This is a genomic window from Scandinavium hiltneri (assembly GCF_024764835.1).
GTDB classification, from domain to species: Bacteria; Pseudomonadota; Gammaproteobacteria; order Enterobacterales; family Enterobacteriaceae; genus Scandinavium; species Scandinavium hiltneri.
This window is the reverse complement of the sequence record NZ_JALIGE010000072.1, coordinates 180,522-200,552: the sequence shown is the minus strand read 5'-3', so window position 1 is coordinate 200,552 and position 20,031 is coordinate 180,522. Positions and strand designations below refer to the sequence as shown.

Annotated in this window: 17 protein-coding genes, 3 tRNA genes and 1 pseudogene; 10 read left to right on the top strand and 11 right to left on the bottom strand. The window is 53.7% G+C overall.

All coding sequences use genetic code 11. From position 1 onward, the window contains the following. The first annotated feature begins 24 nt into the window (after positions 1 to 24). From uvrY to MUU47_RS09770, 7 genes are all read left to right on the top strand, one after another. On the top strand, positions 25 to 681 hold the full coding sequence (gene uvrY, locus MUU47_RS09800; RefSeq protein WP_110509638.1) for a UvrY/SirA/GacA family response regulator transcription factor: 657 nt from the start codon (positions 25 to 27) through the stop codon (positions 679 to 681). Further along, positions 678 to 2,510 carry an excinuclease ABC subunit UvrC gene (gene uvrC, locus MUU47_RS09795; protein WP_258988028.1) on the top strand — a complete coding sequence of 611 codons (1,833 nt, stop codon included), beginning with the start codon at positions 678 to 680 and terminating at the stop codon, positions 2,508 to 2,510. The genes uvrY and uvrC overlap by 4 nt, the downstream gene beginning before the upstream one ends. A 55-nt stretch (positions 2,511 to 2,565) precedes the next feature. After that, complete coding sequence (gene pgsA / locus MUU47_RS09790) at positions 2,566 to 3,114, top strand: CDP-diacylglycerol--glycerol-3-phosphate 3-phosphatidyltransferase (RefSeq protein WP_110509640.1); 549 nt, start codon at positions 2,566 to 2,568, stop codon at positions 3,112 to 3,114. Between the two features lie 150 nt (positions 3,115 to 3,264). Next, a tRNA-Gly gene (locus tag MUU47_RS09785) sits at positions 3,265 to 3,340 on the top strand. A 37-nt stretch (positions 3,341 to 3,377) separates the two neighbouring features. Continuing rightward, positions 3,378 to 3,451: transfer RNA gene (locus tag MUU47_RS09780), tRNA-Cys, on the top strand. A gap of 13 nt (positions 3,452 to 3,464) precedes the next feature. Continuing rightward, positions 3,465 to 3,551 (top strand) — tRNA-Leu (locus MUU47_RS09775). 119 nt (positions 3,552 to 3,670) lie between these two features. Continuing rightward, positions 3,671 to 4,336, top strand: coding sequence for a YecA/YgfB family protein (locus MUU47_RS09770; protein WP_258988027.1), 666 nt, complete (start codon positions 3,671 to 3,673; stop codon positions 4,334 to 4,336). A 32-nt stretch (positions 4,337 to 4,368) separates the two neighbouring features. Here the strand turns inward: MUU47_RS09770 and MUU47_RS09765 are convergent, their stop codons facing one another. From MUU47_RS09765 to MUU47_RS09730, 8 genes are all read right to left on the bottom strand, one after another. Continuing rightward, a complete protein-coding gene (locus MUU47_RS09765; RefSeq protein WP_258988026.1) occupies positions 4,369 to 4,728 on the bottom strand; it encodes a DUF4156 domain-containing protein in 360 nt (119 codons plus the stop codon). A 213-nt stretch (positions 4,729 to 4,941) separates the two neighbouring features. Then, positions 4,942 to 6,153, bottom strand: a complete 1,212-nt coding sequence (gene tyrP, locus MUU47_RS09760; RefSeq protein ID WP_258988025.1) for a tyrosine transporter TyrP — start codon at positions 6,151 to 6,153, stop codon at positions 4,942 to 4,944. Between the two features lie 229 nt (positions 6,154 to 6,382). Continuing rightward, positions 6,383 to 7,039 (bottom strand): formate dehydrogenase-N subunit gamma, encoded by a 657-nt coding sequence (gene fdnI, locus MUU47_RS09755; protein WP_258968230.1) that lies wholly within the window; start codon positions 7,037 to 7,039, stop codon positions 6,383 to 6,385. Beyond that, positions 7,032 to 7,916, bottom strand: a complete 885-nt coding sequence (fdxH, locus tag MUU47_RS09750; RefSeq protein WP_159775397.1) for a formate dehydrogenase subunit beta — start codon at positions 7,914 to 7,916, stop codon at positions 7,032 to 7,034. Before fdxH ends, fdnI begins: the two co-directional genes overlap by 8 nt. Before the next feature lie 11 nt (positions 7,917 to 7,927). Continuing rightward, positions 7,928 to 10,975: a formate dehydrogenase-N subunit alpha gene (fdnG, locus tag MUU47_RS09745; protein WP_258988024.1), complete on the bottom strand. Its 3,048-nt coding sequence runs from the start codon at positions 10,973 to 10,975 to the stop codon at positions 7,928 to 7,930. A gap of 244 nt (positions 10,976 to 11,219) precedes the next feature. Continuing rightward, the gene (gene ftnA / locus MUU47_RS09740) at positions 11,220 to 11,717 is read right to left on the bottom strand and encodes a non-heme ferritin (RefSeq protein ID WP_258988023.1); all 498 of its coding nucleotides are present in this window, start codon (positions 11,715 to 11,717) and stop codon (positions 11,220 to 11,222) included. A gap of 319 nt (positions 11,718 to 12,036) precedes the next feature. Beyond that, the gene (yecR, locus tag MUU47_RS09735) at positions 12,037 to 12,372 is read right to left on the bottom strand and encodes a YecR family lipoprotein (RefSeq protein ID WP_258988022.1); all 336 of its coding nucleotides are present in this window, start codon (positions 12,370 to 12,372) and stop codon (positions 12,037 to 12,039) included. Between the two features lie 105 nt (positions 12,373 to 12,477). After that, the gene (locus tag MUU47_RS09730; RefSeq protein ID WP_258988021.1) at positions 12,478 to 14,649 is read right to left on the bottom strand and encodes an HD domain-containing phosphohydrolase; all 2,172 of its coding nucleotides are present in this window, start codon (positions 14,647 to 14,649) and stop codon (positions 12,478 to 12,480) included. Positions 14,650 to 14,898: 249 nt separating this feature from the next. Between MUU47_RS09730 and MUU47_RS09725 the strand changes: the two genes are divergently transcribed. Continuing rightward, positions 14,899 to 15,537, top strand: a complete 639-nt coding sequence (locus MUU47_RS09725; protein ID WP_159776789.1) for an RpiB/LacA/LacB family sugar-phosphate isomerase — start codon at positions 14,899 to 14,901, stop codon at positions 15,535 to 15,537. Positions 15,538 to 15,575: 38 nt separating this feature from the next. On the opposite strand, the gene MUU47_RS09720 is transcribed toward MUU47_RS09725, so the two are convergent. Continuing rightward, the gene (locus MUU47_RS09720; protein ID WP_258988019.1) at positions 15,576 to 16,997 is read right to left on the bottom strand and encodes an MFS transporter; all 1,422 of its coding nucleotides are present in this window, start codon (positions 16,995 to 16,997) and stop codon (positions 15,576 to 15,578) included. Positions 16,998 to 17,132: 135 nt separating this feature from the next. On the opposite strand from MUU47_RS09720, the gene MUU47_RS09715 reads away from it, so the two are divergent. After that, positions 17,133 to 17,387 (top strand): DUF2766 family protein, encoded by a 255-nt coding sequence (locus MUU47_RS09715; RefSeq protein WP_159753399.1) that lies wholly within the window; start codon positions 17,133 to 17,135, stop codon positions 17,385 to 17,387. A gap of 82 nt (positions 17,388 to 17,469) precedes the next feature. On the opposite strand, the gene MUU47_RS09710 is transcribed toward MUU47_RS09715, so the two are convergent. Continuing rightward, positions 17,470 to 18,813 (bottom strand): anaerobic C4-dicarboxylate transporter, encoded by a 1,344-nt coding sequence (locus tag MUU47_RS09710; protein WP_258988017.1) that lies wholly within the window; start codon positions 18,811 to 18,813, stop codon positions 17,470 to 17,472. 228 nt (positions 18,814 to 19,041) lie between these two features. After that, a pseudogene (locus MUU47_RS23495) lies at positions 19,042 to 19,137 on the bottom strand (non-heme ferritin-like protein); the annotation flags it as partial. Positions 19,138 to 19,374: 237 nt separating this feature from the next. Between MUU47_RS23495 and MUU47_RS09700 the strand changes: the two are divergent. Then, the gene (locus tag MUU47_RS09700) at positions 19,375 to 19,932 is read left to right on the top strand and encodes a DJ-1/PfpI family protein (protein ID WP_258988014.1); all 558 of its coding nucleotides are present in this window, start codon (positions 19,375 to 19,377) and stop codon (positions 19,930 to 19,932) included. Positions 19,933 to 20,031 lie beyond the last annotated feature (99 nt).

The following is a 20,031-nucleotide window of genomic DNA, read 5'->3' as shown; positions in this document are numbered from 1 at the left end:
ATCCCTATTCTGGAGATTATTCCTTTGATCAACATCCTTCTTGTTGATGACCACGAACTAGTGCGCGCAGGGATACGACGCATTCTCGAAGATATAAAGGGTATTAAAGTTGTTGGTGAAGTCGGCTGTGGTGAAGATGCGGTGAAATGGTGCCGTGCAAATCCAGTTGACGTCGTGCTTATGGACATGAATATGCCAGGTATTGGCGGGCTGGAAGCCACGCGTAAGATTGCGCGCTCCACCACAGATACTCGAGTCATCATGTTAACCGTACACACGGAAAACCCACTGCCCGCAAAAGTGATGCAAGCAGGGGCCGCAGGCTATCTTACCAAAGGTGCCGCACCACAGGAGGTGGTCAACGCCATTCGCTCCGTGTTTGCTGGTCAGCGTTACATCGCGTCAGACATCGCTCAGCAAATGGCGCTGAGTCAAATTGAGCCCAAATCAACGGAATCCCCGTTTGCCAGTTTGTCTGAACGTGAATTGCAGATTATGCTGATGATCACCAAAGGTCAGAAGGTGACTGAGATTTCTGAACAACTGAATCTCAGCCCGAAAACGGTGAACAGCTATCGTTATCGTATGTTTAGCAAATTAAACATTCATGGCGATGTTGAGCTGACTCACCTGGCAATTCGCCATGGCCTGTGTAATGCGGAGTCGTTAGCAAGTCAGTGAGTGATGTATTTGATTCCAAAGCCTTTCTAAAAACCGTGACCAGCCAGCCCGGCGTCTATCGCATGTACGATGCCGGCGGCACGGTTATATACGTCGGCAAAGCCAAAGATCTCAAAAAACGCCTTTCCAGCTACTTCCGTAGCAACCTGGGATCACGCAAAACCGAAGCGCTCGTCGGGCAAATTTCCCAGATAGATGTCACCGTTACCCACACCGAAACAGAAGCGCTGCTGCTTGAACATAACTACATCAAGCTCTATCAGCCGCGCTATAACGTATTGCTGCGCGATGACAAATCCTATCCGTTTATCTTCCTGAGTGGTGACACTCACCCCCGACTGGCTATGCACCGTGGCGCGAAGCACGCAAAAGGCGAATATTTTGGCCCGTTCCCGAATGGCTATGCGGTGCGAGAAACGCTGGCGCTGCTGCAGAAAATTTTCCCCATTCGCCAGTGTGAAAACAGCGTGTACCGCAACCGCTCGCGCCCGTGTCTACAATATCAGATTGGCCGCTGCCTCGGGCCGTGCGTTGCAGGGCTGGTGAGCGAAGCCGAATACGCGCAGCAGGTTGAGTACGTGCGTCTGTTCCTGGCCGGAAAAGATGAGCAGGTTGTGAATCAGCTGGTGGCCCGGATGGAAAAGGCCAGCCAGTCACTGGCGTTCGAAGAAGCCGCACGAATCCGCGACCAGATTCAGGCGGTGCGTCGCGTCACAGAGAAACAGTTCGTTTCTAATGAAGGCGACGATCTGGATGTGATCGGCGTGGCCTTTAACGGTGGCATGGCCTGTGTTCACGTGCTGTTTATCCGTCAGGGGAAAGTGCTCGGCAGCCGCAGTTATTTCCCGAAAGTCCCGGCGGGCACCGAGCCTGTCGAAGTGGTGGAGACGTTTGTCGGTCAGTTCTATCTGCAGGGCAGCCAGGCGCGTACACTGCCGGGCGAAATTTTGCTCGATTTTAATCTTGGCGACAAAACGCTGCTGGCAGATTCGCTTTCTGAACTTGCCGGCCGACGCATCAATATTCAGACCCGGCCCCGCGGCGATCGCGCGCGTTACCTGAAGCTGGCGCGTACCAATGCGGCGACCGCGTTGGTCACTAAGCTTTCGCAGCAGTCGACTATTCATCAGCGCCTGCAGGCGCTGGCGGCGCAGCTCAAGCTGCCGGAAGTGAAGCGCATGGAGTGTTTCGATATCAGTCACACCATGGGCGAACAAACCGTGGCGTCCTGCGTGGTGTTTGACAGCAACGGTCCGCTGCGCGCGGAATATCGTCGCTATAACATCACCGGCATTACGCCAGGCGATGACTATGCGGCGATGAATCAGGTGCTGCGCCGTCGTTACGGCAAAGATATTGAAGAAAGCAAAATCCCCGATGTCATTCTGATTGACGGCGGGAAAGGGCAGCTGGGTCAGGCGAAGCAGGTTTTTGCCGAGCTTGAGGTCAACTGGGACAAACAGCATCCGCTGTTGCTCGGTGTGGCCAAAGGCAGTGACCGCAAAGCAGGCCTGGAAACGCTGTACTTTGAGCCGGAAGGTGAGGGGTTTAACCTGCCGTCCGACTCCCCGGCGTTGCACGTTATTCAACACATCCGCGATGAATCGCACGATCACGCTATCACCGGCCACCGTAAAAAGCGGGCGAAAGTGAAAAGTACCAGCACCCTTGAGACCATTGAGGGCGTGGGGCCAAAGCGTCGTCAGATGTTGTTGAAATATATGGGCGGGCTGCAAGGCCTGCAAAAAGCGAGCGTCGAAGATATCGCGAAAGTGCCCGGCATTTCACACGGCCTGGCAGAAAAAATCTTCTACTCGTTGAAACATTAGGGGCTCTGTAGCAACATAGGGCTAATTTTACTGACAACAGATAGTTACCGTCGCCATGCAATTTAATATCCCTACGTTGCTCACATTGTTCCGCGTCATCCTGATCCCATTTTTCGTGTTGGCGTTCTATCTGCCATTCGTCTGGGCCCCGTTTGCCTGTGCGTTTATCTTCTTCGTTGCGGCGATAACTGACTGGTTTGACGGCTATCTGGCCCGTCGCTGGAACCAGAGCACCCGTTTCGGCGCGTTCCTTGACCCGGTCGCGGACAAGGTGATGGTCGCCATTGCGATGGTGTTGGTCGTCGAACATTATCACTCCTGGTGGGTGACTCTCCCGGCCGCAACCATGATTGCCCGTGAAATTATCATCTCTGCACTGCGTGAATGGATGGCTGAACTGGGTAAACGCAGCAACGTGGCGGTTTCGTGGATTGGTAAAGTCAAAACCACGGCACAAATGGCTGCGCTGGTATGGATGCTGTGGCGTCCGAACGAGTGGGTAGAGTGGGCAGGCATCGGTCTGTTTATGGTTGCGGCGGTGCTGACGCTGTGGTCGATGTTCCAGTATTTGAATGCAGCGCGCGGCGATTTGCTTGAACAGTGATCGTTTCGACGTAAATTTCATCAAACGATCCGGTGCGGTGAAAATTAACGTTGACTCATTGCGTCAGGTAAGTAGAATGCAACGCATCGAACGGCAGCACAGCTTGCCAGACGGTAACAAAATCAAATGATTAAGTTAGTCATCTGATCTGCGGGAATAGCTCAGTTGGTAGAGCACGACCTTGCCAAGGTCGGGGTCGCGAGTTCGAGTCTCGTTTCCCGCTCCAGTTTAAAAGCATCGGCAATTGCGGGTGTTAGTAATTTGGCGCGTTAGCAAAGCGGTTATGTAGCGGATTGCAAATCCGTCTAGTCCGGTTCGACTCCGGAACGCGCCTCCACTTTATTCCCCGAGGCCGGATGGTGGAATCGGTAGACACAAGGGATTTAAAATCCCTCGGCGTTCGCGCTGTGTGGGTTCAAGTCCCACTCCGGCTACCATGGGAAAAAAGAATAAAATCAATGATAAGCAGTGTCGTGAAACCACCTTCGGGTGGTTTTTTTGTATTTGCGATCCTGATGTTCTATCTTCAACACACTTCCAACACGAGTAATCAGCGATGAAAACCGGACCGTTAAACGAAAGCGAACTTGAGTGGCTGGACGACGTCCTGGCCCGTTATGGCAACGAGCAGGCCGTGATGGATGTCTCTGAGCTGGACGGCATGCTGACGGCTATTCTCTCATCCCCGGTTGATATTGAGCCTGCTGAGTGGATGCTGGCGGTGTGGGGTGGGGCTGATTTCGTACCACGCTGGGCCAATGACCGCGAGCGCGACCGTTTTGTGAATCTCACTCTGCAGCATATGGATGATGTCGGTGAGCGTCTGGGCGAATATCCGGATCAATACGAACCGCTGTTCGGCACCCGGGAAGAAGAAGGTCAGGAAATCACCATCGTTGAAGAGTGGTGCTTTGGTTACATGCGCGGCGTGGGTTTAAGCGACTGGTCGGCACTGCCGGAAAGTTTACAACCGCAGTTAGACGCCATTGCCCTGCACGGCAGCGAAGAGAATTTCGCGCGTATCGAAGCGCTGACCGCTGAAGAATATGTGGCGAGCGTCGATTTACTCAAACCTGCGGCGCTCACGCTCTGCCATTACTGGCTGGATAATCAGCAAGCGGCTCCAGTACAGCAGCCAATTAAGAATGAAATCAAAATTGGTCGCAACGATCCGTGTCCTTGCGGTAGCGGAAAGAAATACAAAAGCTGCTGTCTTAAGTAAGTTATAAAAAAGGCCCGAAAGGGCCTTTTATATTATTCCGGGCAGCGATATACATTTCCGCTTAGCGTCACGTTGGTCTGCTGCATACTGCCGCTCCCGTCCCAGGCGCTGCCGGTCTGGCCCGCGCGCTGCGTAATAATCGACACCACGTTCCCGCCCATATTCGCGGCCTGATTTTTCAGGTCATTACGCGCACCGGTTTCCAGATTGCTGTTCGACGTCCAGCCGCCGGTGAAGAAATTACCTTGGCTACCGGTAATATCTCCGAGGAATTTACACTCTTTTCCAGGCTCGTTCGTGCTGACGCGAACGCGGCTAGCATTGGAATTTACATTCGTGGCGCTACAGCCTGCCAGGGTCATCATTAGCAGGACAAGGGATAATTTTTTCATGATATTTTCTGTCTGAAGAAATAAACAGCGCAAGATTACGCCACGAGAAAATAAGCTGTACAGGAAAAATCCTAATGGATGACGCTGGCAGATGAGTGATTGGGTATTTATTTAACTATGTTGAAATAGATGAGCGAATAAATATTAAGATGAAATGAGTTTGTTAATACCAGGAGGATCTGGTGCCGAAGCACCAGATTTTATAGCCGAAGATTAACCGACAGCAGGCAGCATCCCAACCGCAATCGCGATTTGCACCAAAACCACCGCCACGCCACAGCCAAATACCAGCCATAACGCAGGCGTTCCGCCGATAACGCGATACGCTGCCTGAGGATGCTGCTGGCGGCTTTTCATCGTCAGCAGCGACGGAATAATCAGCGCCAGAACGGCCAGCGCCACACCTGCATAGCCGAGCGCCATCACGAAACCTTTCGGATAGAACAGCGCAAACGCCAGCGGTGGCAGGAAGGTGACCGCCCCGGTCTGAAGACGACCGCTGACGCTGTTTTTACGCTGAAACAGATCCGCCAGATAATCAAACAGCCCCAGCGCAACGCCGAGGAAAGAGGTCGCCAGCGCTAAATCTGCGAACAGATGCACCGCCAGTTCCACATGCGGCGTTGCCACCACTTCGCGGATCGCCTGCAGCAAACCATTCAGTCCTGCGTGGTCGCCCAGCAAGGCGTTGAAGACCGGCGATTCAATACTGCCGAGCGTCGCCAGCTGCCAGAAGATATAGGCCACTAACGGAATGAAGCTGCCAATCACGAAAATCCGACGCAGCTTACGCACATCACCATTCATATAGCTGACGATACTCGGCACGCTGCCGTGGAAGCCAAACGAGGTGAAAATCACCGGGATCGCAGAGAGCGCCAGGCCCTGTTGCAGCGGCAGCGTCAGCAGGTTCATCTGATGAATGTGTGGCAGCAGCAGCGCCAGCATCAGGATCAGGAACACGATTTTGGCGCTGAACAGGAAGCGGTTAAACAAATCTACCAGCGCCGTGCCCATGCAAATGACACCGCCGCCGATGGCGGTAAACAACAGCACGCCTCCGGCAGGCGGCAGTTCGATGTTCAGCCATTGGCTAAGACTCGAGGCCAACAGCTCACCGGCACCGCTGACATACGCCGCCGTCAGGGCGTACATCAGGAAAAGCATACTAAAGCCCGTCAGCCATTGCCCGTAACGCCCAAGGTAACGCAGCGCCAGCGACCCGAGGCCGGTGTCAGCGGGGACGTGCTGATACACTTCCAGTAGCAACAGCGCGGTGTAGCACATCAGCGCCCACAGGCTCAACAGTAAAACCAGAGTGACGCCAAAGCCTACGCCCGCAGAGGCCAGCGGCATTGCCAACATCCCTGCGCCGATAGTGGTTCCGGCGACGATTAAAATACTCCCTACGGTGCGGTTCTTCACGCTTTCCTCTGTTATTCAGGATAGAGATGGCTAATTATGCCGCGCAGGTTAGGGGAAAACCCGCAGCGCGTCAAATCTGAATTACAGTGGTTGTAACGTTAAATTTACGGTTAGGGCGAGGGCCACGGCATTCAGGAGGCTGGCGGGATTTTACAGGGGACCTAATAAAATCTGGCCGCTAGCGGAATAGATAACCGGTAGCGGCCAGAAGGAGGGGGAATGAGGAGACTTAACGTCCTTCAGTCCCTGCTTTCTTCGCTTCCTGAGCCTCGACGTCCTGATACCAGCGAGGGTGATGTTTCTGCGCCCAGCGGCGACTGACTTTGCCGACCACCATGCCTTTAATCGATCCCTTAACCCAGAACGCCATATACATATGGATAAGGATGGCGTGGATCAGAATAATGGCGACGGTGGCATGAATCAGCAGGCTATAGCGCACGACTTTTATCGGGAAGAAGTCGGCGAAATAAGGCCGCCAGATAATCACTCCGGTAATCATCAGCACGAATATCATGCTCATAATGGTCCAGAACATCATCTTCTGCCCGGCGTTATATTTGCCGACTTTGGCGACCTTATGCTCATTGCCTTTCAGCACCTCAACAATACCTTTTAACCACGGTATATCGTGTTTGTCAGGAATGTTGTGCTTCACAAAGCGCGCGAACATAAACATCAGCGCCACGAAAATCAGCACCCCAAAGAACGGGTGCAGAATACGTCCCATCTGTGGCGTACCGAAGGTTTCCGTCAACCACTGCAGCGTCGGGAAGAACAACGCGATGCCGGAGAGCGACACAAGGAAGAAGCAGATAACCACCGTCCAGTGACAGGCGCGGTCGATAAATTTCGTCCTGACAATCATCTTGCTCTTCTTAGTCATGATGCTCTTCCTCGTCTTCATCCACCTCTTCGTTGGGTCCAATTCCCACATAGTGGAAAATCAGCCCGGCAAAGGTCGCAATAAAGCCTGCTGCCGCCAGCGGTTTGAGCAACCCCTTCCACAAACTGATAGGGGTATCAATGTGTGGATCTTTTGGCAGGTTGTGGTAAAGCTCCGGTTGGTCCGCATGGTGCAGCACATACATCACGTGCGTGCCGCCAACGCCCTGCGGGTTGTAGAGGCCAGCCTGCGGATACCCCCGTTTTTTCAGCTTCGCGACGCGTTCGTCAGCCACTTCCAGCATCTCTTTTTTGCTGCCAAAGTGAATGGCGCCAGTCGGGCAGGTTTTCACGCAGGCGGGCTCCTGGCCCACACTGACGCGATCCACGCACAGCGTGCATTTGTAGACGCGGTTATCCTCTTTGTTCAGACGTGGAATGTTGAACGGGCAACCCGCGATGCAGTAACCGCAGCCAATACAGTGTTCCGACTGAAAATCGACGATGCCGTTGGCGTACTGAATGATGGCGCCGGCGGAAGGGCAGGCTTTCAGGCAGCCCGGATCCGCGCAGTGCATACAGCCATCCTTGCGGATAAGCCATTCCAGCTTGCCGTTCTGCGTCGTTTCGCTAAAGCGCATCAGCGTCCAGGATTTGGCGCTCAGGTCCGCAGGGTTGTCATACACCCCGACGCAGTGGCCGATGTCATCGCGGATATCGTTCCACTCTGAACACGCGACCTGGCAAGCCTTGCAGCCAATACAGCTGGAGACATCGATTAACTTGGCGACTTCTTCCTTGTAGTCACGCGCCTGAGGCGGTGGCGTCATGGCGTTAGTGGCCGAACGCTTGAGAATATCCTGAGATTGCATGGACATGAGTTCGCTCCTTATGCCTTCTCAATGTTGACCAGAAACGCCTTGTACTCTGGCGTTTGTGAGTTGGCATCACCCACCGATGGCGTCAGGGTGTTCGCGAGATAGCCTTTACGCGCCGTCCCCTCAAAGCCCCAGTGCAGCGGAATACCGACGGTTTCCACTTCCTGCCCGCCCGCCTGCAAAGTCCGCACACGTTGGGTCACCACCGCTTTGGCACGGATAAAGCCACGCTTACTGCTGACTTTCACCGTATCGCCATTGGCAATGCCTTTGCTCTGGGCCAGCTTCTCACTGATTTCCACAAACTGTTCTGGCTGCATGATAGCGTTAAGCCGTGCGTGCTTGGTCCAGGTATGGAAATGCTCGGTCAGGCGATAGGTCGTGCCCACGTAAGGGAACGCTTTGCGCTCGCCCATGCGTTTAGCGTCGGCGTCAAACAGCCGTGCGGCCGGGTTAGAGATGACGTTCGGGTGCAGCGGGTTAGTACCGAGCGGCGTTTCAAACGGTTCATAGTGTTCCGGGAACGGACCTTCAGCCATTTTGTCGAGTGCAAACAGGCGACCGACCCCTTCCGGTTGCATGATAAATGGCCCGACGGCACTGCCTGGTGCGGCGGTGTTGTAGTCCGGGATATCGTTGCCAACCCATTTTGTGCCGTTCCATTCGATCAACATCCGTTTCGCATCCCACGGTTTTCCTTGCGGGTCAGCGGAGGCGCGGTTGTAGATGATGCGACGGTTGAGCGGCCATGCCCAGGCCCAGCCGAGGGTGTTACCCAGTCCGGACGGATCGCTGTTATCGCGGTTAGCCATCTGATTACCGTGGCGTGTCCAGCTCCCGCTCCAGATCCAACAACCTGAAGAGGTCGAACCGTCGTCGCGCAGTTGGGCAAAGGAATCCAGCAGTTCGCCTTTTTTCACCAGCAATTTGCCATCGGTATCAAAGAGATCGGCAAGCGCGTAGCCGTTGCTCTCTTTAGCCACTTCTTCCGATTCCGGCCTGTCCGGCAACGTGTAGTTCCACGTCATATTGAGTACTGGCTCGCTGGCTGTGCCGCCCTGTTCGCGGTAAAGCGTGCGCAGGTTGTGGTAGAGCCCGGCCAGGATTTCGCCATCATTGCGGGCTTCCCCCGGCGCATCAGCGCCTTTCCAGTGCCACTGCATCCAGCGTCCGGAGTTGACGATAGAACCCTCTTCTTCCGCGAAGCAGGTGGAGGGCAGACGGAATACCTCAGTCTGAATTTTTGCGGGATCGACGTCGTTGGATTCGCCGTGGTTCTGCCAGAAGCTGGACGTTTCGGTCACCAGCGGATCAATCACCACCAGATACTTCAGCTTGCTGAGAGAGGCGACCACTTTGTTCTTGTCCGGGAACGAGGCGACCGGGTTAAAGCCCTGGCAGATGTAGCCATTGACTTCACCTTTGTCCATCATGTCGAAATACTTCAGCACGTCGTAGGCCTGATCCCATTTTGGCAACCAGTCATAGCCCCACTGATTGTCTGCACGCGCGGCGTCACCCCAGAAAGTCTTCATCAGGCTGACAAAGAATTTCGGGTAGTTGCCCCAATAGTTGACCTGATTAGGCTGAGTCGCTTTTGGGGTGTTGGCGGCCAGATAGCTCTCCAGGCTGTTCTGCGCGTCTTTCGGCAGCGTCAGATAGCCCGGCAGGCTGGTGGACAGCAGGCCTAAATCCGTTAATCCCTGAATGTTGGAGTGTCCGCGCAGGGCGTTCACGCCGCCACCCGCCATCCCCATATTGCCCAGCAGCAGCTGGATCATGGCCATCGTACGAATATTCTGCGAACCCACGGAGTGCTGAGTCCAGCCAAGCGCATACAGGAACGTCGTGGTGCGATCGGCCGCGCTGGTTGAGGCCAGCACCTCGCAGACCTTCAGGAAATCTTCCTGTGGCGTGCCGCAGATATGCTCAACCACGTCCGGTGTATAGCGGGATACATGCTCTTTGAGCAGATTCCACACGCAGCGCGGGTGAGTTAGCGTATCGTCACGTTTAGCAAAGCCGTTTTCGTCGAACTGATAGTTCCAGGTCGTTTTGTCGTACTGACGTTTTTCTGCGTCATAGCCGCTGAACAGGCCATCATCAAAGCTGAAGTCGTCGCGTACCAGTAGCGCGGCATTGGTATAACTTTTGACGTATTCTGCGTTGATTTTACCGTGGTTTATCAGGTACAGAATAACGCCCGACAGGAAAGTAATGTCGGTACCGGAACGAATCGGCGCATAGATATCCGCTACTGAAGCGGTGCGGGTAAAGCGCGGATCGACCACAATCAGCGTGGCGTCATTGTTGTTTTTGGCTTCTATTGCCCAGCGGAAACCGACCGGGTGGGCTTCAGCGGCGTTACCGCCCATCACCATCACCACGTTGGCATTTTTGATATCAACCCAGTGGTTGGTCATCGCACCGCGACCAAATGTTGGAGCAAGACTTGCTACCGTTGGTCCGTGTCAGACGCGCGCCTGGTTATCTACCGCTAACATGCCCAGTGAACGGGCGAACTTTTGTGTCAGCATGCCGCTTTCGTTACTGGACGCGGAAGCGCACAGCATGCCGGTGGAGAGCCAGCGGTTTACGGTCACGTTCTGCGCGTTCTTCTCAATGAAGTTGGCGTCACGATCCTCTTTCATCAGGCGGGCAATGCGCGAGAAGGCGTCATCCCAGCTGATGCGCTGCCACTTATCGGAACCTGGCGCGCGGTATTCAGGGTAACGCAGACGATTTTCACTGTGGACATAGTCCAGCAGGCCTGCGCCTTTCGGGCAAAGTGCCCCTTGGTTTACCGGATGGTCCGGGTCTCCTTCAATATGGAAAATGCTGGATTTGGCGTTTTTCGCGCCGTCACCCAGGCTGTACATCAACAATCCACAGCCTACGGAACAGTAAGTACAGGTATTGCGGGTCTCTTTGGCACGCAGCAATTTGTAGCTGCGTACCTCTGCAAGAGCAGCTGTTGGGGCAAAGCCCAGCATCGCAGCCGTCGTACCTGCCATTCCGCCGGCGCAGATTTTAAAAAATTTTCTGCGACTGACTTCCATCGTAACCTCATTGTTATGACGTATTAACGAGGGTGAAAATAGCAGCTAAGAAAGGGGTAATATTGAGTGAAATCAATTCGCTAACGAATGGCTATGGGTATAGCCCTTAAGGGGTGATGGTGGACGGTATTCATTAACTATTTAGGGTGCGTAGACGGTTGCAATGGGGGGTAGGGAGAGGTAGCGGGTAATCATCCCACCTCAATAAATGAAGGGGCAGCGGAGACCCGCTGCCAGCAGAACATTAATTTTGTGTGTCGAGGGTCGCCAGCTCTTTATCAATGAAGTACAGGCCTTCACCGCTTTTACCGACCAGAGACAGTTTATCGAGAACGGATTTAAACAGCTTCTCTTCTTCGTGCTGCTCGGCCACGTACCACTGCAGGAAATTAAAGGTTGGATAATCCTGATTGGTCATTGCCGCATGTGCCAGCTCGTTAATTTTACGCGTGATCAGCTGCTCGTGTTCATAGGTCACACGGAACAGTTCATCCAGTGATGCATATTCGGCAAACGGAGAGTCGATGGTGCTAATACGCGGCAGGCTGCCGGTGTCAGTCAAATAATCGAACAGGCGCTGCATATGGGTCATCTCTTCCTGGGCGTGACGGCGCAGAAACGCGGCGGCACCCTCAAAGCTATGATAGCTGCACCATGCGCTCATCTGCTGATACAGCAGAGAGGAGGAGAGTTCCAGATTCATTTGCTCATTGAGTTGGTCGATCATTTCCGTTTTTAGCATGGGTGCTCCGTCATATTAGGCTCAGGGGAAATACGCCGAAACTATAATTTGTAATTAACTTATTTGCAAAAGGTAAAATAAAAAATAAATAATGTTATACCCAAAATAATTCGAGTTGCATTGAGGCGGCAAGTCCGTGAGTCCCCAGGAGCATAGATAGCTATGTGACTGGGGTGAGCGGACGCAGCCAACAAAGATGCAGCTTGAAGTATGACGGGTATAAATGCAAATGGGAATAAAACGCATTGCAGCTATTAAATAATGAAATGAGAATAATTATAATTCACTGCCGGCGTTATTTATCCGGCAGCATAAATTATCAATAATTTGTCGACGGGGTTTGGGTAACAGCAATGCCGCGGCACTGATATTGGATGGTGACGCTTTGATTCATGCATAGCGATCCGCTGGTGACGGTGCAGGTAGTAACCGGCTGACCGTACGCAAAAGCCGTAGCATAGCCCATCTGTTGGCACTGTTTAGTGGCGGTGCCGTTAGCGACATAGTCGTCGGTGGTGGCTGACTGCAATGGCGCCTGGCCGTATGTAAGACGCACGATGCCGCTGGTGGCATCCACATCGGTGACGTTAGCCTGACGGTGCACCGTACAGGCGGAAAGCGCTATCGCCGCAGCGACAGGGATGAGTTTGTTCATGGCTCACTCTGCGTAATAGTCCTGCGTGACATCTTAGCGCGCAGGCGTAAAGGCAATGCCCTGAATAGCCGACACAATCGCCCTCAGTTTTCGCTACCGCCGATGTCAGTCGGCCTGGCTGTCATAAATAACCTTAAACTTCGGGTGCAGTTGATGGAAGCGGTTAATCAGTTCCGGATCGAAGTGACGTCCGGCCCCGGCAAATATCAGTGAACAGGCGTGCTCATGGGTATATCCCGGTTTGTACACGCGCTTCTGGCGCAGCGCATCATAGACATCGGCCAGCGCCAGAATGCGCGCTTCAATGGGGATCTGGTCCCCGCACAGCCCATCCGGATAGCCGCTGCCGTCCCATTTCTCATGATGGTAATGAATGATGTTTTCCGCCACTGGCCCAAGGCTCAGCCCCTGAATAATGCGCCAGCCTTTGAGCGTATGCAGTTTCATCTCGCTGAACTCTTCCGCAGTCAGCGGACCTTGCTTACGTAAAATCCGCTCCGGAACGGCAATTTTCCCCACGTCATGCAACGAGGCGAATCGTTCGATATCCTGCACCGTTTTGCGCGGCAGACCGATTTCACGGGCCAGTAATGTGCAATAGGCCGATACGCGACGGATATGGCTGCCGGTTTCATCGTCGTGGGCGCGGTTCACTTTCTCCATCGCCTCGACGATACCGCGGTTCACCGCCTGGCTTTGTTTCATCTGCCGCCGCATCAGCCACAGCAGGCACAGGCTGAACAGCACGGTAATGAGCAACACCACGCTGATGATTTTGAAGGTGTTTTTGCTAAAGTCTGGTAGCCAGGACGTTTCTGGCAGGCGTTCCATCTGCGTGCGATAGCTTGAGATACGGTGGATTTGCGTTAACAGCGGGTACATCGGGTGCGCGCTATCGACCCAGGAGACAATCTGGTAATCCGAGCGCGTCAGTCCGGCGACTTTCAGCACGCCGTGGAACAGATCGTTGCCGCGCAGCGAGCCTTCCAGAGAGCTTAAATCCCCAAGAATGAAATCAATTTTATGCTGCTCGATAGCGCTGACGAGTTCTTCAATCGAGGCCGCGGGCAGCAAGGTAATGTCGTTGCCAAACCGCTGATGCAGATACAGCGCCGAAAACGCGCCACGAAGAATGCCGACGCGCTTATAGCGGACCTGTGCCTCATCCCACAAAAACGGTTGCTCGACGCGATTGTAGTAGGCGTTATGCCAGGAAAGCGCCGGGCCAATCATCCCATCAGTCGGCGAATCGTCCCGGCTTTCGACAACATTCACCATCCGCACCGGCCATTTATCCTGGCGCAGGCGCGCGACGTAGTTATCGGTATATTTCACCTCAACGTTGATGTGCAGCAGGTCGCGCATATCGCTAATCATGTCCATCACCGTGCCGTGATAGCCGCGCTGGTCCTGCCACAGCAGCGGGGCGAAGTTCTCATTTTTCGGCAACCACACCGTTAAGGTGTTATCGCGCATCCACACGGCTTCGTCGGGCGTTACCTGAATGCGGCTGACCAGATAATTACGTTTGCTCTGGTTTTCCAGCGCCTTGAGCTTGCCGTTATGCTGCCATTCGGCAATCAGTTGATTAATGTTATCGCGCATAAAGCGCATTTCAGGGCTGAAGCCCATCACGCAGGGCAGACGCAGCTCGGAGAACGGGCGCGATAGCGTGTAATAGTGCTGCGTATCGTCCATCTCTGAATCGTCGTTGATGTAGAAATCGGCTTTGCGTTCGCGCAGCAGAGTGAACGCTTCAGTGCTGCTATCGACCAGAATCAGCTTGCGAAATCGGAGCCAGGGATAATGCTGCAGCACCTGTTTTTGAGTGGCATCGTCGCGGCGAAAAATGACGCGCGTATCATTGAGATCTTCCGGTACCGCGGCGCTGCGGCTGAGGCTGGCGGCGAGGACTTCGTTATCAAACAGACGCGCGGAAAGGATTTTAGTGCGAGACCGCTCCTCGGTGCGCACCACGCCTGCGTACAAACCCGCGCTGTTGGTGCTGAAACGGCGGCTAATCTCCTCGCCGTTAACCGGCTTGAGTTCGAGGTGATAGCCGTAGCGTTTATTTATTTCCTGAATGAGTGCCGGGTAATAACCCTGATAATTTCCCTGTGGGTCTCGCCAAAATTCGAAGTTGTCCGCATCGAACAGCCAAACCGGAACAGGCGCGCTGCGAGAAGTGGAATTTAACGGCGCAGCCCGCAGAGAATACGCGAGTGTAAGCAGAGTAACCCAAAGTAAAGTGAGCGACATTGTTAGCAAGGAGCGCACAAGGAGGTTCCTGATTTTTATAGTGTCGTTTGTTTTCAGTCTATCTAACTGCCATGAACCTGGATAGAGATCTATAGATTTTGTGAATAATGATTCATTATCGTGATTGACGTAGAAAATTGTGAGCCCAACGATAATTATTGAAACAATATTTCATTAAATTTGAATGTGTGTTTGATGCGCGTTAAGGTGAAGGTAACACTATTGTTCACTGCGGAGTCTTCCGCGCAGATTTCAGGAGATGAAAGAATGAAAATTGCACTGATGATGGAAAATAGCCAGGCCGCTAAAAATGCGGTCATCCATCGTGAGCTTAAGGGCGTGGCCGATGAGAAAGGTTTCCCGGTTTACAACGTCGGCATGAGTGATGAACAGGACCATCACCTGACCTACATCCACCTCGGGATCATGGCCAGCATTCTGCTCAACGCCAAAGCGGTCGATTTTGTGGTGACCGGTTGCGGTACCGGTCAGGGTGCGCTGATGTCGCTGAATATTCATCCGGGTGTGGTCTGCGGCTACTGTATCGACCCGGCGGATGCGTTCCTGTTTGCACAAATCAACAACGGCAACGCGCTGTCGCTGCCGTTCGCCAAAGGCTTTGGCTGGGGCGCGGAACTGAACGTGCGCTTTATCTTTGAAAAAGCGTTTACCGGTCGCAACGGCGAAGGGTATCCACCGGAGCGTAAAGAACCGCAGGTGCGTAATGCAGGCATACTGAATCAGGTGAAAGCGGCGGTGGTGAAAGAAAATTACCTCGACACTCTGCGCGCCATCGATCCGGAACTGGTGAAAACCGCAGTTTCTGGTCAGCGCTTCCAGCAGTGCTTCTTCGAAAACTGCCAGGATAAAGAAATTGAAGCCTTCGTGCGCCAGATTTTAGCGTAACGATGTGACGTCCGGCGGCATTGCGCCGCCGGATAATTTTACTTCTTACGATTCGATACCGAACTTCCCGCATCCCGCGTCAGCTGTAACGTATCAAACATTCCCACCAGACAAATCACCGCGATAAACACAAATGCCAGCCGGAAACTTGCCCCAGGAACCGCGCCAAGCTGTAGCCAGTCGCTCATCTTCTCGCCCAGACGAATACCAATTGCGCCAAGCGTAATGCCAAGCCCAACGGCGAGCTGCGTCGCGGTGCTGAACAGGGTGTTGGCGTAGCTCATTTGCGCAGAGGGCACGTCGGCGAAGGCGAGGGTGCTGACGCCGGTAAACTGCACCGAGCGGAAAACGCCGCCGAGGTACAGAATCAGCAGCGTCACCCACAGCGGTGTGTGCGGCGTGAGGAAGGCACACGCCAGCAGCGCCAGCACGTTCAGCGCGCCATTGATCAGCAACAGCTTACGAAAACCGAGCCAGCGAATGAGCGGTGTGGTGGCGGGTTTAATCGTCAGATTGCCGACAAACACTGCCAGTACCAGCAGCCCGGCATGGAAAGGGTCCATCCCAAAACCGACCTGGAACAGCAGCGGCAGCAGGAACGGCACCGCACTTATCGAGGCACGAAACAGTGAGCCGCCGTACATCGTGACCCTGAAGGTCGGCACCTTCAGTGCATCGAGGCGAATCATCGGCCATTCGACGCGTTTGAAATGACGCAGGGCAAACAGAAACGTCGCCGCACCCAACGCCAGCAGCGCAAATGGCAGCCAGCTTCGGCCATGTTTCGCGCCGAAGGCTTCCATCGCGTAGACCAGGCTCACCATCGCAATCGCCGTGGCAAGGAAACCCGGCAGGTCAAACGGACGGCGCTCGTCGTCGCGAATATCTGGAATGATGCGCAGCGCCAGGAAAATCGCCACCAGTCCAAGCGGCACATTAATAAAGAAGATCCAGCGCCAGTTAGCAAAACTGGTAATGAATCCACCCAACGGCGGGCCGATTATCGGGGCCACTAACGCAGGCCAGGTGAGCGTCGCGATAGCGGTGATAAGCTGGTGCTTCGGCGTAGTGCGCAGAACCGCCAGACGGCCGACAGGCACCATTAGCGCACCGCCCACACCCTGCAAAATGCGCATGGCGACAAAGCTGTCCACGCTTGTTGCCATCCCGCAGAAAACAGAGGCCAGGGTGAAAATGAACAGCGCCAGGGTAAACACGTTACGGGCGCCAAAGCGATCGGCAATCCAGCCGCTGGCGGGGATCAGCACCGCGAGGGTGATGAGATAGGCGCTGATACCGATGTTAAGGGCGACGGCTTCCACGCCAAAACTTTTCGCCATATCCGGCAGCGCGGTGGCGATCACCGTCCCGTCGAGAAACTCCATAAAAAATGCACCGGCCACCAATAGCGCAGCCGGTGACAGACCACGGCTCTCCTTCGCGGAGATGTTTTCACTCATGATAACGCTGCCATATCAAAATGAATCATTGTTTCAGAAGACCATAGCGCAAGAAAATGCGGGTTTCAGCAGGTTTTTTGATTTCTGGTCAGAAAAATCAGGTTAGTATGGCGCCCCTGAAAAAAGGAGAAAATCATGTCCCAGAATCTGACCGCCAATGATGAACTGGTTTCCGACGTTGTCGCCTGCCAGCTGGTTATCAAACAAATTCTCGACGTTATCGATGTTATCGCCCCGGTTGAAGTCCGTGAAAAAATGGCCAACCAGCTACGCGCGATTGATTTTAGCGCTCACCCGGCGGGGGCCGATCCGGTTACCCAGCGGGCCATTCAGAAAGCCATTGCGCTGATTGAATTGAAGTTCACGCCGCAGGATGGCAGCACGCATTAATGAAAAAACCGATGGCGCTGACGCTTATCGGGCCTGCAGATGCTGTTGTAGGCCTGGGAAGCGTCAGCGCCGCAGGGCGCTTTTAATACAGCGCCTGAACCAGTAAATAACTCGCCACGCAGGCGCAGCTCACGGAAATCAGGCCCGGCAGAATGAAACTGTGGTTGATAATGAATTTGCCAATGCGGGTGGTGCCGGAGCGGTCGAAGCCGATGCAGGCCAAATCGCTCGGGTAGGTTGGCAAGACGAAATAGCCGTATGCGGCCGGGAAGAAGGCAATCAGCATTTTTGGCTCTACGCCAAGCATCAGTCCCATCGGGGCGACGGCAGTCAGTGCGGCGGCCTGGCTGTTCACCAGCTTCGACACCAGGAATAGCACAATCGCGTAAGTCCACGGGTGGTTTTGCACCACGCCTTCCAGCGCCATCTTCAGTTCAGGCAAATGCGCCTGGAAAAAGGTATCGCTCATCCATGCCACGCCAAACACCGAGAAAATCGCCACCATCCCCGCTTTGAATACTGCGCCGTTGGAAATCGCGGCAGCGTTCACTTTGCACACCATCAGCATCACCGCCCCGGCAATCAGCATCATCATCTGAATGACCAGGTTCATCGACAGCGGCGCGATTTTGCCTTTCACGTCGAACGATGGGCGCAGTTCTGGCAGAGCGCCGAGCAGCACCACCACTAAAATCCCGGCGAAGAAGATCCACGTCGACCAGTAGGCTTCGCGCGAAAAGCGTTGGTTGAGCAGCGTTTCGGTGCTGCCGTAAATGAACTCGCGCTGTTTCGGGTCACTGAGTCTGGACTGAAACTCCGGATCGTCGGCCAGGTCTTTACCGCGACGCAGGCTCCACAACGCCGCAATCGCCACGCCAAACAGCGATGCCGGCACCGAAACCGCCAGAATTTCGAGAATGCTCCACGCATGGCCGATCCCATGCTGCGCGCCGAGGATCGACACCAGCGACACGACCGCTACAGAAACCGGCGAAGCGGTGATAGCCATTTGCGAGGCCACCGACGCCACCGCCATCGGACGTTCCGGACGAATGCCTTTTTTCAGTGCGATATCGGCAATGATGGGAAACATGGTGTAGACCACGTGCCCGGTGCCGCACAAAAAGGTCAGCGTCCAGGTGGTGAAAGGGGCTAAAAGCGTGATGTGCTGCGGATGTTTACGCAGCATCTTTTCGGCGCACTGCATCATCACATTCAGTCCGCCCGCGGTTTGTAGCGTGGCCGCACAGCCGATCACCGCCAGAATGGTTAGCATTACCTCTACCGGCGGTTTGCCAGGCTCCAGCCCAAAAACGAAGCACAGCATAAATAAACCGATACCGCTAATTAGCCCCAGGCCCATTCCGCCAAAACGGGTTCCAACCAGCAAGCACAAAATAATGACTGCAAACTCAAGCGTAATCATCTCTCACCTGTCTCATCCATAAAGAAGGTATAAATCATTACATTTTGTAGTGTTTTTGATTGAGAGGCAGATCGGATTTATAAACAGCAGCAAAAACAGCCTGTTGTATACATTTATTTAACAAGTGTGGAGGGGATGGAACGACAATATCGCCCAAAAAAATTAAGGGTGACGATGATTCATTACATTGAGCAGATGCTGATCGGTCTGCTGTATACAAAGACCGTCTTTGACCACCGGATAGGCACCGCCCTTTTTCATGAAATCAAAAACGCGCATCATTTGAGTGACGTTGGACTGCGCCTGTGGCCGCAGAAACGTTGTCACCATTATTATTACCGCTTCGTTACATGATGTCGTCAATATTCGAAGTTACTGTTCTAAAACTCTGTGAAAGCCGATGTTAACGGCATGATGTTCAATACAATTATATTCTTTGCTTAAAAGATAAAACTGCGATCTGCTTTGCATTGATCGCTATTATTGCTTTTAACGAATATATTTCTGGACAATATTAGGGGCAATTCCCGCAAGCAAAAATTTGAGTTTAAGGAGTGTGAAATGAAAAAAATCGCGGTGCTTCTGGCACCTGGATTTGAGGAAGGTGAGGCCATCGTCACCATCGATATTCTGCGTCGTTTAGATCTGGATGTGGAACTGCTTTCCTGCACCACCACCCGAGGCGTCACCAGCTATCACGGGATCCCAATGGTAGCAGACAACACACTCACCGAGCGCAGCGGCGTATTATACGATGCTGTGGTTTTACCCGGTGGACCGCAGGGCAGCGTTAATTTAGCGGCCAACCCGCAGGTGATTGATTTTGTGGCGACGCACGATGCAGCAGGCAAACTGATTTGCCCAATCTGCTCTGCGGCGGCACGCGTTCTGGGCGGCAACGGCCTGTTAAAAGGGCGCAACTACGTGTGTTCGGGCGATCTCTGGCAGGACGTTAAAGACGGCCATTATGTCGATGCGCCGGTGGTGGAAGACGGCAATCTGATCAGTGGTAAAGGCTTTGGGCACGTATTTGATTTTGCCTTTACCGTGGCAGCCAGATTACTCGGCGATGAAGCGCCGGTGCGTGAACATGCAGAGCATATTTATTATCGCTGGTGAGATAAGGATTTACTGGCCGTCGCTATAGATTATTCTGCTAACCCCAGGGTGAATTGTCTGACAATTCACCTTTTTTTTATGTCATTTATCGCTGAATTT